A 15,239-nucleotide genomic window follows, 5' to 3' on the forward strand; every position below is an offset into this window, starting at 1 on the left:
CAGGGCCGCCGGGCGGCGTGGGCGGCTACCGAAGCAAGATAACGCGACATTTAGGACTTTTGGTGCAGCGTGGCAGTGGTTCTCACACTTCGGGGCGGAGCATCGGGGGGTTGAGCAGCGTCGCGCCTCCCGCTCTGAACAGTTGTGCGGGACGACCGCCCTGGCGGGTCGTGGTGCCTCCCGAGGGAACCAGGAAGCCCGGCGTACCGGTGACCTTGCGGTGGAAATTACGGGGATCGAGGACCACGCCCCATACCGCCTCGTACACCCGGCGGAGCTCACCGACCGTGAACTCCTGAGGGCAGAAGGCAGTGGCCAGCGAGGAGTATTCGATCTTCGACCGGGCCCGCTCCACACCGTCCGCGAGGATCCGCGCGTGATCGAAGGCAAGGGGCTCGGGCGGCTCGGCAGCCCGGACGACTGCGCCCTCCTGGCCCAGGAGGACTTCGACGGGCGCCCACCGGGCACTGTGGGCGTCGCCACCGGCACGGGGCGCGGGCAGATCCGGGGCGAGTGCCAGGTGGGCCACGCTGACGACCCTCATGCGTGGGTCACGCTTCGGGTCACCGTAGGTGCCCAGCTGTTCGAGATGCGCACCGTTGCCGGGAGCCGGGACCGGGGTCGAGGGATCGAGGGCACACAGCCCGGTCTCCTCCGCCAACTCCCGCGCAGCGGCTGCGCCGAGATCCTCATCCGTCTTGACGAAACCGCCGGGCAGCGCCCACCGGCCCTGGAAGGGCGCCTCTCCGCGGCGCACAGCCAGTGCGCACAGCGCATGACTGCGCACCGTGAGCACGACCAGATCGACGGTGACAGCGAAGGGCGGAAAGGCCGACGGGTCGTAGGGCGACATGGCATGATCATAGTCGTCTCTCTGACGATAAACACGCGCTTCGGCATCCACGGTGTTCTCCAATTCACCCGTACTCCGTCGCCTCTCATGCCCGTTCACAACCCCAGTTGGAGTCCGGCCGCGGCTTCCTCGACCATCCCGAGACCCAGCCTGCTGACGCGCACCGAGAAAGGCTGTCCGGCCACCGACAGCCCCGACAGCTGGATCGCGCCGAGCGGAGCGCTGCTCATCGGTCTGAGTGCGACCGTTCCTGCCGGAGCATCGGGACGGACACCCGCGAGAGTCATGAGGAGATGGATCCCGGACGCTGCGGACACGGCCGCCGGACGGCAGGCAGCCGGATGCGGAAGGGGGACGCCACCCTCAGTCCGCTGCACCCCGGCGTACATTTCAGGAAGCCGATGGCCGAAGGACTCGGCCGCGGCGAGCACTCCGCCGAGCAGCGAGGACGCCTCCTTCTCGAACCCCGAGGCCGCCAGCCCTGCGACCGCGACAGCCGTCTCATGCACTCGTACGGCTCCACCCCGGTGCCCGAACGGATTGTGGCCTCGCTCCCTGGCACCGAGGCCGCGGAGCCCCCAGCCGGAGTCCATCGCCGGACCGCCCAGCAGTCTGGCGACCTGCTCGGTCCGCACCTTGTCCAGCAGCCCCTCGGCGAACCTGCCGCCGCCCAGCAGCCCGGTGTCCAGCAGATGAGCCGTCCCGGCGCCCAGATGCGGAACCAGTTGGCCGTCGGGGGTACGAGCGGCGGCGGGTCTGCCCCCTGTCCGGTCCTCGATCCAGAACGCCTGCCGGAACCCGCCCCGGAGCGTGGCGGCCCACTGACGCCAGCCGTCCGCGCCCGGACGGCCGCACCCGTCGAGCAGCTCGGCCGCGAGAACCGCGGCACGGTGGGCGTGCGCCTGGGTCTCCGCGCGCTGCAGACCTCCCGCTCCGGGCTCGCCGAGCAGGCTCTCCTCGTCCGCCGCCGCGCGAAGCCATGCAAGACATCGCTCGGCTGCCGGGAGCAGCGCTGTCACTTCCTGCTCGGCCAGGCCCCAGAGCCTGGCCTCCGCCAGCAGCACGGGAAAGAGCAGCGTCGCCTCCACCCCGGTACAGCTGGGTGGGAGATGGGGGCCGGCATCCCTGAGGGGCCCCGGGATACGACCGGCACCGGGCCCGGTCCCCCCGAGCTGGGTGCGGGCGAGTCTGCGCAGCGCGGCGGCGGCGAGACGTGTACCGAGGGGAAGCGTCATCCGGGCGGTCCAGAGGATCTCCGCCGGCGCGAACCCGCAGCGCCATGGCACGCCCGCCACCGGATAGATGTCGGCGGGGTGGCCCGGATCGCGCACGAGCATCGCGCGCAGATCCGCAAGGCTGGAGCGCAGCAGGGACTGCGCCCGGGGATCGTCGCCGTCCGCACTCGCCGGGGAGAGCGCGCCCGTGAACAGCGGGCCCGCCGGACGGGTCGGCGTGTCCGTACGGATTCGGAGTTCAATGTCTGTGGAGCCCCCCGCAGGGACTTCGAGCTGCCACCTGAGCAGTCCTGTGGCGGCCAGCGCATCCTCCGGCGGAGGGTCTGCCGTGACGACGGCATGGCACCCGTCTCCCGCCCAGCGTAGACCTGCTCCATGGACAGTAGCGGGCAGTTCCGCCCCCGGGGATCCGGCCGCGACGGCTCCCAGGAACGCCAGGTCCGTGCCGAGCCCGATCTCCACCGGCACCCGCAGAACCCGGTCCGAGGCGCTGCGCAGGGTGATCCGCTCGGTGCCATCCGCGGAGCGGAGGCGCTCCACGACCAGCTCGGGGTCGGGCCCCGCCGCGCCGGGCAGACGCACAACGGCGACGAACCGGGCCCGGCCGGCTGCGATCAACCCGCCCCGGACGGAAACCGGTTCACGCCCGGACACCCGCACATGGCAGCGGGAGAGGAGCCGTCGCCCCGACTGGTAATAGCCGTCGAAGCCCTGGCCGGTAAGTTGCCCGTGCTCAGGCGAAATGGCGAGTCCGGGAAGGCCCACGCAGATCAACGCGTTGTGCACGGAGGGCAGTTCGCCCCGCCGACGCGGGCCTACGGGCACAGCCCCGGGAGCGGGCGCCGTGGAACGGCCCCCGGCCGCACCGCGTGTTCCTGAAGGGACGCTGAGAGCCATCTTCCGCCTCCTGAGCGCTGCGGCCGGTTGCGGCGGAGCTCCCGGCGCGGACCGCCGCGCACCACCACCCGGATGAACGGCGCCGGACACGGCCGGGTCACGGCCACACCTGTGTCCCGCTCTCATCGGCCGCTCCTCGTCCCGCGCTGACCGCTGCGGCGGCGCGAACGGCCGCGCCCGGCCGGCGTCCCGGGCCGATCGGTTCCCGGAAGGGGGTCCTGGCGGGCACCCGGCGGTTTGGGAGGGGTACGCCGGCCGCTCCGCGCCGGCGGTTTCCCGGATGCCACCCGATTGCTCCGCTCCCGGCGCAGGCAGTGCCGGAGCGCCTCGGGGTCGAGACCTTCGTTACACGCCTGGTGAAGCAACCGGGCGAAGACGTATCCGGGGTCGAGGGCGAGAGCGCGTCCCAGGGCCACCCGGGCACTCGGTTCGTCGCCTGTCGACCAGGCCACCCATCCTGCGAGAGTCAGTGGCGCCGCGGCGTATTCGGCGTACGGGCCGACACAGCGGCGGGCCAGAGCACGCCACAGCCGAACGACCGATCCGGCGGACGGGCCTTCCATCCACTCGGCGGCGCGGTCGCGTGTCGTGCGGTCCTGGAGCCCCAGAAGAACCAGTGCGGCCTCATCGTCGGTGATGAGCGCATCGTCCGCCGCATCGGCCTCGGCCCAGCCCGGCGCCTGCGGCGACCGCCCGATGCGGCGGACGAGTCGCCGGGCCGCATCCAGCGTCTCCTGTCCTACCTGTTCACGATCGGCTCCGGCCAGGATCTTCGGCACCAGGGCGCCCGCCGCCTCGTCCAGTGCACGTTCCTGAGCCTCTGTGCGAGGCGGCTGCCACGGGGTCAGCCTGGCCTCCATTTCCTGGAGCGATCCGCGCACCTGGATTCCCGCGTACGCCGCAGCCGCGGCCATCACCGACGTGCCGGGCAGGGCCATGGGATTCCCGTCGGAAGGGCAGCATCGAGTGTCGGGACAGCAGTAGGAGAAGAATCTGCCGTCTGAGATGCAGAGGGCTTCGGGAACGGGCACATCCAGGGCACCGCAGGCCGTACGCAGGTGCTGGGCGAACGGACGAAGGCGTTCCATGACGTCCGCCGGGGTCTCCCCCGGCCCAGGGTCCTGGCAGAGGAAGACGATGATGCCCTCCGGCCGCCGGCCCCGGTTCTCACTGCCGGTGACCAGCCCGTCGGCGAGCTGGCCGGCGACCGGCTGCCACTCCTGCGGCGAGCGTGGAATGCCGAGCCTGAGCCGTCCGCCGAAACGGCCACGGGCTCCGTGCAGCGCGACCATCACGACTGAGTCGGTCGGATGGAACCCGAGCAAATAGGGGAGCGCATCGGCGAGTTCGGCAGGGCCGCGCAACGTGACCTGTTCCTGGACGGGCGAAGGACCGTTTGTTTCGTCGTGCTTGTTCATGGCTCGAAGATCCCGCGATCCGCCCGGGTCCGCGACCCCTGTGGATAACGTTATCCACAGGCTGGCCGTCTCATTCGCGCATTGTCAGTGCGATCAGGTTGCATGGGGGCATGACCAACTCAGACCGCTCCGGCCTCAGGGCATCGGCCGACTCCGTACTGGCCCGTCTCGTCGGCGACCCCACCGGCGCCGCCACACTGCGCGAGGACCAGTGGCGGGCCATTGAGGCCCTTGTCGCGGACAAGCGCCGGGCGCTGGTCGTGCAGCGGACCGGGTGGGGCAAGTCCGCGGTCTATTTCGTGGCGACCTCGCTCCTGCGGGCTCAGGGGAGCGGCCCCACTGTGATCGTCTCTCCCCTCCTGGCGCTGATGCGCAATCAGGTGGACGCCGCAGCACGGGCCGGCATCAGGGCGCGCACCATCAACTCCTCGAACACTGAGGAATGGGAAACGGTCCAGTCCGAAGTGTCCGCAGGCGAGGTCGACGTGCTGCTGGTGAGTCCGGAGCGGTTGAACAATCCGGACTTCCGGGACGACGTACTGCCCAAGCTCTCGGCGGCCACTGGTCTGCTCGTGGTCGACGAGGCCCACTGCATCTCCGACTGGGGCCACGATTTCCGGCCCGACTACCGGAGGCTGCGTACCATGCTCGCGGACCTTCCGCCGGGTGTGCCCGTGCTCGCCACCACGGCCACGGCCAATTCGCGAGTCACCGCCGATGTCGCCGACCAATTGGGGACAGGAGCGGGTACGGACGCACTGGTCCTGCGGGGTCCGCTCGACCGGGAGAGCCTGAGCCTGGGTGTCGTACAGCTCCCGGACGCCGCACACCGACTGGCCTGGCTTGCCGATCACATCGACGAGCTGCCTGGCTCCGGAATCATCTACACACTGACGGTCGCCGCTGCCGAGGAGGTTGCCGCCTATCTGCGCCAGCGCGGCCACGCCGTCTCCTCGTACACCGGCAAGACCGAGAACGCCGACCGCCAGCAGGCGGAGGACGATCTGCTCGCCAACCGCGTCAAGGCACTCGTCGCCACATCCGCACTGGGCATGGGCTTCGACAAACCCGATCTCGGGTTCGTGGTCCACCTCGGTTCGCCCTCCTCCCCCATCGCGTACTACCAGCAGGTGGGCCGCGCGGGCCGCGGTGTCGAGCATGCGGAAGTCCTGCTGCTGCCTGGAAAGGAGGACGAAGCGATCTGGCAGTACTTCGCCTCGGTCGCCTTCCCGCCCGAACAGCAGGTGCGGCGCACCCTCGACGTCCTTGCCCAGGCGGGGAGGCCCCTTTCGCTGCCGGCCATCGAGCCCCTGGTCGAGCTGAGGCGCACCCGGCTGGAGACGATGCTGAAGGTCCTCGACGTCGACGGCGCGGTGAACCGGGTGAAGGGCGGCTGGACCACCACGGGACAGCCCTGGACCTACGACGAGGAGCGCTACGCCTGGGTGGCCAGACAGCGGGCGGCGGAACAGCAGGCCATGCGGGACTACGCGACCACCGACGGCTGCCGGATGGAGTTTCTGCGCCGGCAGCTGGACGACGAGGAGGCAGCGCCCTGTGGTCGCTGCGACAACTGCGCGGGCGGCCGCTTCACCGCAGACGTTTCCACTGCGGCGCTGGACGGGGCGCGGGGTGAACTGAGCAGGCCGGGCGTAGAAGTAGAGCCCCGGAAGATGTGGCCGACGGGACTCGCAGCGGTCGGCATCGACCTCAAGGGCCGCATCGCCAAGGGCGAACAGGCACTTCCCGGCAGGGCGCTCGGCAGGCTCTCGGACATCGGCTGGGGCAACAGACTGCGCCCGATGCTCGCACCGCAGGCCCCCGACGGCCCGGTGCCCGACGCGGTGGCGGACGCTGTGGTGACCGTGCTGGCCGACTGGGCCCGGGGACCGGGAGGATGGGCCTCGGGTGGTCAGGACGCACCGCCCCGGCCGGTGGGTGTCGTCACCATCGCCTCGCACACCCGGCCCCAGCTCATCGAATCACTCGGCCATCGCATCGCGGACATCGGGCGCATGCCGCTGCTAGGCCGGGTCGAGTACGCACAGTCGGCCTACGAACGGATCCCGCCGAGCAACAGCGCCCAGCGGGTGCGCGCGCTGCACGAAGCGTTCACGGTGCCACCCGAACTGGCCGCGGCGCTCGCCTCCGCCGGCGGTCCCGTTCTCCTGGTCGACGACCTCTCGGCGAGCGGATGGACTCTCGCCGTGGCGGCCAGGCTGCTGTGCCGGTCCGGAGCGAAGGGGGTGTTTCCGCTGGTCCTCGCCATTCAGGGGTGAAGGCAGGGGTCGCCAGGGGCCACGGTGGGCATGGATATGTGAGCCACCCACGAAGAATCGCGTCAGTCGTACGAATTGCTCGTTGCCGCCCACCCGTACGGCGGGAAGAATTGGGATTGCTCCCCGCACAGCCCGCCTGTGTTCGGAAGGGCTGTGTCCAGGTGCGCCTCACCCGACCCTGCCCGCACCATGGGCGCGTATGCGAAGGGAGGACCATGACCTTCGGATTCGCTCCGTCCGCCGCCCTGACAGCCTCTTCGACGTCCGTGTCCGCAGACTCGGGCAACCGGATCGGGCGGATGCTGGAACCTGCCGAGTGGGCCGCCGCGGGCATACCCCTGCTCCGCAGCCCCCGTGAGGTCGTAAGCGGTCTGCACTCCAGACATCACCCCACTCCTTCGACCGCCGTCGTGGCCGTGCTCGATCATGAGGAACGGCTCGTCGCCAGCGCCTCGTTCACCCGCCGTTCCACTCCCGCGGACGGCTGGGACTTGCGCAACGCGCTCCTCGACCATCTGCGCCGGGTCGTCCCGCACGATCTCCGCCGCCGCACGCCGATCCGCACCGCCGTACTGCTCTACTGCCGCGAGGGGGACGAGCGGTGGACGGAGGAGGACGGTGCGTGGATGTGGGGACTGCGCGATGCCTGCACGCTGCACGGGCTGCGCTGCGGGGCGTACATCACGCTCACCCGGGGCGGTTGGCAGGTGCTGGGCGAGGGTCGCGGGGGGCGGCGGCCCAACTCGCTCTCCCACCCGGCCGGCATCGGCAGCAGCGGCACCGACTCGCCCCCGGCGCCTATCCGTTCGGGTGCACCGGCCGCGCTGCGCCGGGTCGCGGCCCGCTGACCGAGGCCGTCTGAGGGGCACCCAACGACTCGCCGCAACAACGTCCGTTGCCGTACCTTCCGCGCCAGGCAAGCCCCCGGCCGAACGTGCTCCGCCCGGCCCACTCCTTGCCGGAGTGGGCCGGGCGGGACGGGACGTACGGTTCAGACGCCTGCACCGAGCCCGGCACTGACGCGCTGCGGGTCACCACAGACGATCAGCAGCGCGCCCGCGTACTCCCTTGCCGCAGGCAGCACCTGGGCAATGGATTCATCGGTTCCGCCGTTGAGCGCGACCACCACTACGGGACGGGCCTTCGCCCGGCCCACGGCATCGGCGCTCGCGTAGAAGACGTCCTCGCGGGCATCGTGCTGCGCCCAGTAGGCGACTTCACCGAAGGACAGCTCGTGAGCTGCCCACGGGTGCTGCTCGCCGGTGGTGAACACCAGGACGTCGCCCGGTGCGCGACCGGCGTCGAGCAGCAGGTCGACCGCTTCCTCCGCCGCGTCCAGCGCACCGTCCGCCGAAGCGGGGATCAGCTGGACCTGCGGCGCGGAAGAGTCTCCAGCAGGTGTCTCAGGACGGGCCTCCGGACGGTTGCCCGACCGGTTGTCCGAACGCTGGGAAGAGGATGTCCGCTGCGCGGGAGGCGCGGTGGGCGCAGGCCTGGCAGCAGGACGGGGCCCCGGACGAGCGGGGCGTGGCACGGCCGCGGGACGCGGGCCGGGTACGGGACGAGGGGTCGACGCAGTACGGCCGGCGGCCGGAGCAACGCGGGGACCCTGGGCACTCTCGTGAATCTGAGACTCCTCGGGGATGAGAGGCATGAATGGATGTCTATCAAACGGTGGCGCACGTGGCACCACCGGGTGGGCACGTCAGTGCGATTCGGACAGATTTTTTCTCCGCCGGTCCACTGAAAGTTCAGAAGTCGAAGCCGAGTTGGCCTCCGCTTTCCAGCGCGACGGCCTCCGTGGGGAGACGGGTCTTCTTCAGGTGCCGCCACTGGGGCAGCCCGTCCAGATAGGACCAGGAGAGCCGGTGGTGCGGGGTGGGCCCCCGCTCCTCCAGCGCCGCTTTGTGCACAGGCGAGGGATAGCCCGCGTTGGCTTCGAAGGCGAAGCCCCCGCACACATCGGACTCCGCAGCGAGCTCGGCCATCATCGCGTCCCTGCGCACCTTGGCGATCACCGAGGCGGCCGCTACGGCGACGCAGGACTGGTCACCCTTGATCACCGTTCGGACCCGCCAGGGAAGACCGAGATAGTCGTGCTTGCCGTCGAGGATCACCGCGTCCGGGCGGACTGGAAGTGCTTCGAGTGCCCGCACGGCGGCCAGTCGCAGCGCTGCCGTCATCCCCAGCTCGTCGATCTCCAGCGGAGAGGCGTGCCCGAGTGTGAAGGCAGTGACCCACGACTCCAGCAGGCCGACCAGCTCCGTACGGCGCTTGGGGCTGATCAGCTTGGAGTCGGTGAGTCCGGTCGGCGGTCGACGCAGTCCGGTGACTGCGGCGCAGACGGTGACGGGACCGGCCCAGGCTCCGCGTCCGACCTCGTCGACGCCGGCGACGGTCTTGGCACCCGTAGTGGCGCGCAGTGAGCGCTCGACGGTGTGCGTAGGTGGTTCGTACGGCATGGCGCCAGTCAGGGTACGCCGCCTGACACCTCCCGCGACACCCCGGTACCGCCTCCGGATTCAACGACCCCAGCGACGCGGCAGCGACACCATCACTGTGTCGACAGTTCAGGCGATGTCATTGTCCAAAAATTCACATCCGCACACATTCAAATGGGACATCCTCGACCCTGGTCCCACGCCGCAGATCAGATCGCCCACCCGTCCGGGCGAACGCCCACCACCTCTGATTCGTTGCTGCACAACCTCTTTGATGAGTCGGGCGAATGGCGCGGCGACCAGCCAGCGTTCGGCTCATGGGACCGTTCCACTGCAGCGTTGTCACATTCGTGAAGTATGGTGCGCACCGCAAATCCCGGCGGGGAGAACAGCGCGTCGCGGGCCCTGGCACAGCCGGCCAAGATCGTTGCGACAGTGGCTTGGCCGGTCGCGGCGGTCACCAGTCCGTGCAGCGCGGCCCACAGCGTGTCGGCGACACGAGCTCCTTGGACGGCCGACATCGGCAAACGGGCGGCCTTACGCGTCTTCCCCGTCCTTCCCCGCGCGGCGACCCCGCCAGTGGCAAACACAGCGCCCGTCACGTCACGACGGGCGCGACGGTGTCCACTCGGGGAGTTCCTCGGTCCGCTCCAGCCAATCGGCAGGCGGCACACCGCCCACCCCCGCGGCCACGACGCCTCCCGCGATCGCGCAGGTCGTGTCGACGTCACCGCCTACCTGGGCCGTCGTCCAGAACGTCCGCTCGAAATCACCGAGGCCCCGCGCGGCCGACCACAGCGCGAACGGCACGGTGTCGTGCGCGCTGGTCCGCCGACCACATCCCAGCACTGCGGCGACCGTACCGGCGTCGTCGTAGTCCAGCATGTCCTTGGCCCGGCGCAGTCCCGCTTCCACGGCGCTGCGCGGTACGAGTCCGATCACGCCGTCCAGCAGGGCCGCTGCGGTCGGGGGCCCCGCAGGATCGGCGGCCAGAGCGGCGGCAGCGGCCACCGCCATGCTGCCCACCACCGCCTCACGGTGCTGATGTGTCGTGTAGGCGGAGATCTCGGCCTGGTGCGTGGCCTGCTCCGGATCGTGGGCGTACCAGGCGCCGAGCGGGGCGATCCGCATCGCGGCGCCGTTCCCCCACGAACCCCGGCCGTCGAAGAGCGCGCTGGCCAGTTCCCGCCAGTCGCCCCCTTCCCTGACCAGCCGCAGCATCCGGTTGACCGCCGGGCCATAGCCCCGGTCGAAGTCATGGTGCGCGGCGAAGGAAGTGGCGAGTGCGTCCTGGTCGATCCGGTCCTCCGACGCCAGTACCGCCAGCACCGAACAGGCCATCTCGGTGTCGTCGGTCCACCGCCAGGGACCTGCGGGCGGCTCACGCCGGGCCAGCAGCGGATAGTTGTCAGGTGCGAAGAACTGGGAGCCCAGGGCATCACCGACGGAGAGCCCGCGCAGGCTGGCCCGCGCGCGTCCGAAAGCATCGGGAAGAGATCCGGAAACGGAGTGAAAAGAGGATTCAGCGGTCATCTCGCCCCCACTCTAACCGGTGACGCCATACGGTTCCGGAACGCGCCAGTGGTCGAACGGCCGGTCCAGCGTGTACTTGCCGTCCTCCCCCAGCACCAGTGTCCGCGACTCCGCGTTCCCCGGGTTGGACAGCGCCTCGAACTCCGCGACCGACCAGTGGAACCAGCGCATGCAGAAGAGCCGCATCGTCAGCCCGTGCGTGACCAGCAGGACGTTCGGCGGATGGTCGGGCGCCTCGAAGCTCCGGTGGAGGCTCTCCAGGAACGATCCGACGCGATCGTAGACATCGGCCCCGGACTCCCCCTGTGCGAACCGGTAGAAGAAGTGGCCGTAGGCGTCGCGATATGTCTTCTGGAGACGCACCTCGTCCCGGTCCTGCCAGTTCCCCCAGTCCTGCTCGCGCAGCCGGGGCTCCTCCCTGACCCTTACCTGTTCCGGATCGAGACCGAAGGCCCGGAAGGTCTCGTGGGTGCGGCGATACGGCGAGACATAGGTGCTCACCTGTTCCCGGCCGAAGAGTTCCCGCAGCCGCGCCCCGGTCGCCTCCGCCTGCCTCCAGCCGCTCGGGGTGAGCCTCAGGGCGTGGTCGGGTTCGCGTTCGTACACCGTGTCATCAGCGTTGCCCTCCGACTCCCCGTGCCGGACGAGAACGATGCGTTGTGGTCGTGCCATGCCAAAACAGTAGATCGGATGGCCGCCGACTGAGCCAATGAGCCCCTGGCCTGTCCGACCGGCCGATGGCCGCTCATACGGTCCAGGACGGTTCCAGTTGAACGACGTCGCCCGCCAGCGCCGCCACATCCGCGTCGGTCTGGGCCCGCAGCGACAGCCGCTCGATCCGCTCCGGCCGGTATTTCCCGCGCTCGGCCGCCGACTGCCACATCGAGAGCACGAGGAACTCGTCCCCGGGCGCCTCTCCGAACATGGCGCGCAGCATCCCGGGTGACCCCGCCATCGCCGGGTTCCAGATCTTCTCCTGCATCAGCGCGAAGTGCTCGGCCCGCTCGGAGTGCACACGGGAGTGCGCGACCCGGACCACGTCCGCGTCCCCGAAGCGGGGCTCGAACCCTGTTCTCACATCGAACCGGTGCTCGAAGAGCTTGGCCTGCATGTCCTTGAACGTGCCTGCCTGCGCGGCAGCGAGCCGGTCGTGCGCACGCGCCATGAACGAGTCGTAGAAGGACCGGCTCTCCCAGAAGGCGAACACATGCGCCACACTCGGCCGACCGCGGCTCCAACCGCCCCCCTGCCCCCGGAATCCCGGCTCACCCAGCAGCCCCGCCCACCTCCGCTGCCCCTGCTCGAACCCTCTGGGGTCTGTCACCGTGCAGCGAATCCACTTGACCAGCACCGCGCCATCGTACGGCCAGGAGAGTGACGCCGCTCACGCTCCGGCGAAGCCCGTCCTGATCCGCTACCGCATACGTCCGGGCCGCTTTCCCTACCGATCACATAGTCGGTCATTGCGGTCAACCAAGCGGTCACAACGGTCTGTTGGGCCACCCCGCGGCCTCCGGAGCCACGGGAAGAGGGCGCCGACCAGTGGTCGGCGCCCTCTCCGGCGCGGTTCAGCGTCCCCGGCGGCCGGTGCTCAGGAATGCGTCAGCCGCGATTGCTGCCCGTGTCAGCTGCAGCCGCTGGTCGAGCCGCACCCCTCACAGAGGTAGCAGCTGCCCGCACGGCGCATCTTCGTACCGCAGGAGAAGCAGAGCGGGGCATCGGCGTTCAGGCCCAGCGTGATCTCCATCAACTCGGTCGAGTTGTGCGCCTGCTTCGGAGCGGGCACCTCGGCAGCGGCCTCCGGCTGCGGCGTGGCTGCCTTCGGGGCCTCCACCTGGCGCGGTGCGGACTGGGACAGGCCCTCCACGTCCACGTCGTCGTCGCCCGGCTCGTAAGAACCGGTGTCCAGGTGGCGCTGACGCTCCGAGGCCGAGTGGATACCCAGCGCCGAGCGCGTCTCGAAGGGCAGGAAGTCGAGCGCCAGACGGCGGAAGATGTAGTCGACGATCGACTGCGCCATCCGTACGTCGGGGTCGTCCGTCATACCGGCCGGCTCGAAGCGCATGTTGGTGAACTTCGATACGTACGTCTCCAGCGGGACGCCGTACTGCATACCGACCGAGACCGCGATCGAGAAGGCGTCCATCATGCCCGCGAGGGTCGACCCCTGCTTGGACATCTTCAGGAAGACCTCACCGAGACCGTCGTCCGGGTAGGAGTTGGCCGTCATGTACCCCTCGGCGCCGCCCACCGTGAAGGAGGTGGTGATGCCGGGGCGGCCCTTCGGCAGGCGCTTGCGGACCGGGCGGTACTCGATGACCTTCTCGGTCTTCGGCTCCGTCTTCTCCTCAGCCTCCCCTGCGGACTTGGTCTTGGCCGAGAGCGGCTGGCCGACCTTGGAGTTCTCGACGTACACGGCGAGCGCCTTGGTGCCGAGCTTCCAGCCCTGGAGGTAGATCTCCTCGACGTCCTCGACCGTGCTGGACGCCGGCATGTTGACCGTCTTGGAGATCGCTCCGGAGAGGAACGGCTGGGCGGCCGCCATCATCCGTACGTGGCCCATGGGCGCGATGGAACGTTCACCCATGGCGCAGTCGAAGACCGAGTAGTGCTCCGGCTTGAGTCCGGGGGCGTCGACGACATTGCCGTGGTCGGCGATGTGGGCGACGATCGCCTCGACCTGCTCCGGCTGGTACCCGAGACGCTTGAGGGCCTTGGGGACCGTGTTGTTCACGATCTGCATCGAGCCGCCGCCGACGAGCTTCTTGAACTTCACCAGGGCCAGGTCGGGCTCGACTCCTGTGGTGTCGCAGTCCATCATCAGACCGATGGTGCCGGTCGGTGCGAGCACCGAAGCCTGTGCGTTGCGGAAACCGTTCTTCTCGCCGAGGCGCAGGACGTCCTGCCAGGCCTCCGTGGCTGCGGCCCAGACCGGGCTGTCCAGGTCGTCGGTGCGCGTGGCCGACGCGTTGGCGTCCGCGTGCTGCTTCATGACGCGCTGGTGGGCGTCCGCGTTCCGGGCGTAGCCGTCGTACGGGCCGACGACCGCGGCGAGCTCGGCGGAGCGCCTGTACGAGGTGCCGGTCATCAGCGAGGTGATGGAGCCGGCCAGCGCGCGGCCGCCGTCGCTGTCGTACGCGTGACCGGTCGCCATGAGCAGCGCGCCGAGGTTGGCGTAGCCGATGCCGAGCTGACGGAAGGCGCGGGTCGTCTCACCGATCTTCTCGGTGGGGAAGTCGGCGAAGCAGATCGAGATGTCCATCGCAGTGATGACCAGCTCGACCACCTTGGCGAAGCGCTCGGCGTCGAACGACTGGTTGCCCCGGTCGTCGTCGCGCAGGAACTTCATGAGGTTGAGCGAGGCGAGGTTGCACGACGAGTTGTCCAGGTGCATGTACTCGCTGCACGGGTTGGACGCGGTGATCCGGCCCGTCTCGGGCGAGGTGTGCCACCGGTTGATGATGTCGTCGTACTGGATCCCGGGGTCGGCACAGACGTGCGCGGCCTCGGCCATCTTGCGGAAGAGGGCCTTGGCGTCGACCTTCTCGATGACCTCGCCGGTCATGCGCGAGCGCAGACCGAACTGGGATCCGGCCTCGACCGCGTGCATGAACTCGTCGTTCACCCGGACCGAGTTGTTGGCGTTCTGGTACTGGACGGACGTGATGTCGTCGCCGCCCAGGTCCATGTCGAAGCCCGCGTCGCGCAGGGCGCGGATCTTCTCCTCCTCCTTCACCTTGGTCTCGATGAAGGCCTCGACGTCCGGGTGGTCGACATCGAGGACGACCATCTTGGCCGCGCGGCGGGTGGCGCCACCGGACTTGATCGTTCCTGCGGAGGCGTCGGCCCCGCGCATGAAGGAGACCGGGCCCGAAGCGTTGCCGCCGGAGGAGAGCAGTTCCTTGGAGGAACGGATACGGGAGAGGTTGAGGCCGGCGCCCGAGCCGCCCTTGAAGATCATCCCCTCTTCCTTGTACCAGTCGAGGATGGACTCCATGGAGTCGTCGACGGAGAGGATGAAACAGGCGCTGACCTGCTGGGGCTGGGCCGTGCCGACGTTGAACCAGACCGGCGAGTTGAAGCTGAAGACCTGGTGCAGCAGCGCGTAGGTGAGCTCGTGGTCGAAGAGCTCGGCGTCCTCCGGAGAGGCGAAGTAACTGTTCTCCTCGCCAGCCTTGCGGTACGTCTTCACCACACGGTCGATGAGCTGCTTGAGGCTGTTCTCGCGGTTGTCCGCGCCGACCGCGCCGCGGAAGTACTTGCTGGTGACGATGTTGACCGCGTTCACCGACCAGAAGTCGGGGAACTCGACGCCATGCTGCTCGAAGTTGACCGAGCCGTCGCGCCAGTTGGTCATGACGACATCACGGCGTTCCCAGACGACCTCGTCGTACGGATGCACGCCGGGAGTGGTGTGGATGCGCTCGCTGCGCAGCCCCTGCCGATTTGCAGCCGCCTTGGCTCCCTTCGCGCGGGAACCTCGTGCCGGGCCGCTCGCCGTCTCTGTCATGCCGCCTCCCATATGCGGGCTAAAACGCCCAAAAGTGCCCAGTTCTTCCCATGGCACTGTGTCTGTCTGACAC

Annotated in this window: 11 protein-coding genes; 2 read left to right on the top strand and 9 right to left on the bottom strand. The window is 69.4% G+C overall.

Annotated elements, in window-relative coordinates:
• Positions 1 to 82: 82 nt before the first annotated feature.
• The 3 genes from OG285_RS07190 to OG285_RS07200 all read right to left on the bottom strand — a co-directional run bounded on the left by OG285_RS07190 (position 83) and on the right by OG285_RS07200 (position 4,403).
• Complete coding sequence (locus OG285_RS07190; RefSeq protein ID WP_356829989.1) at positions 83 to 853, bottom strand: NUDIX domain-containing protein; 771 nt, start codon at positions 851 to 853, stop codon at positions 83 to 85.
• Between the two features lie 95 nt (positions 854 to 948).
• Positions 949 to 2,985, bottom strand: coding sequence for a glycogen debranching N-terminal domain-containing protein (locus OG285_RS07195; RefSeq protein ID WP_371790537.1), 2,037 nt, complete (start codon positions 2,983 to 2,985; stop codon positions 949 to 951).
• Positions 2,986 to 3,107: 122 nt separating this feature from the next.
• The gene (locus tag OG285_RS07200; protein ID WP_371790538.1) at positions 3,108 to 4,403 is read right to left on the bottom strand and encodes a DUF4192 domain-containing protein; all 1,296 of its coding nucleotides are present in this window, start codon (positions 4,401 to 4,403) and stop codon (positions 3,108 to 3,110) included.
• Between the two features lie 110 nt (positions 4,404 to 4,513).
• On the opposite strand from OG285_RS07200, the gene OG285_RS07205 reads away from it, so the two are divergent.
• Both OG285_RS07205 and OG285_RS07210 read left to right on the top strand, forming a co-directional pair.
• Positions 4,514 to 6,682: a RecQ family ATP-dependent DNA helicase gene (locus OG285_RS07205; protein ID WP_371790539.1), complete on the top strand. Its 2,169-nt coding sequence runs from the start codon at positions 4,514 to 4,516 to the stop codon at positions 6,680 to 6,682.
• Positions 6,683 to 6,897: 215 nt separating this feature from the next.
• Complete coding sequence (locus tag OG285_RS07210; protein ID WP_356829981.1) at positions 6,898 to 7,530, top strand: hypothetical protein; 633 nt, start codon at positions 6,898 to 6,900, stop codon at positions 7,528 to 7,530.
• A 143-nt stretch (positions 7,531 to 7,673) separates the two neighbouring features.
• Here the strand turns inward: OG285_RS07210 and OG285_RS07215 are convergent, their stop codons facing one another.
• From OG285_RS07215 to OG285_RS07240, 6 genes are all read right to left on the bottom strand, one after another.
• Positions 7,674 to 8,336 (bottom strand): hypothetical protein, encoded by a 663-nt coding sequence (locus OG285_RS07215; protein WP_356829979.1) that lies wholly within the window; start codon positions 8,334 to 8,336, stop codon positions 7,674 to 7,676.
• Between the two features lie 97 nt (positions 8,337 to 8,433).
• Positions 8,434 to 9,144, bottom strand: coding sequence for a ribonuclease HII (locus OG285_RS07220; protein ID WP_371790540.1), 711 nt, complete (start codon positions 9,142 to 9,144; stop codon positions 8,434 to 8,436).
• Between the two features lie 582 nt (positions 9,145 to 9,726).
• Entirely contained in the window at positions 9,727 to 10,656 is a 930-nt protein-coding gene (locus OG285_RS07225; protein WP_371790541.1) for an ADP-ribosylglycohydrolase family protein, read from the bottom strand.
• Between the two features lie 12 nt (positions 10,657 to 10,668).
• Positions 10,669 to 11,328, bottom strand: a complete 660-nt coding sequence (locus OG285_RS07230) for a histidine phosphatase family protein (RefSeq protein WP_356829973.1) — start codon at positions 11,326 to 11,328, stop codon at positions 10,669 to 10,671.
• A gap of 73 nt (positions 11,329 to 11,401) precedes the next feature.
• On the bottom strand, positions 11,402 to 12,007 hold the full coding sequence (locus OG285_RS07235; RefSeq protein ID WP_371790542.1) for a YdbC family protein: 606 nt from the start codon (positions 12,005 to 12,007) through the stop codon (positions 11,402 to 11,404).
• Between the two features lie 273 nt (positions 12,008 to 12,280).
• Entirely contained in the window at positions 12,281 to 15,166 is a 2,886-nt protein-coding gene (locus tag OG285_RS07240) for a vitamin B12-dependent ribonucleotide reductase (protein ID WP_371790543.1), read from the bottom strand.
• Positions 15,167 to 15,239: the final 73 nt, after the last annotated feature.

The sequence above is a fragment of the Streptomyces sp. NBC_01471 genome (assembly GCF_041438865.1).
Classification (GTDB): Bacteria; Actinomycetota; Actinomycetes; order Streptomycetales; family Streptomycetaceae; genus Streptomyces.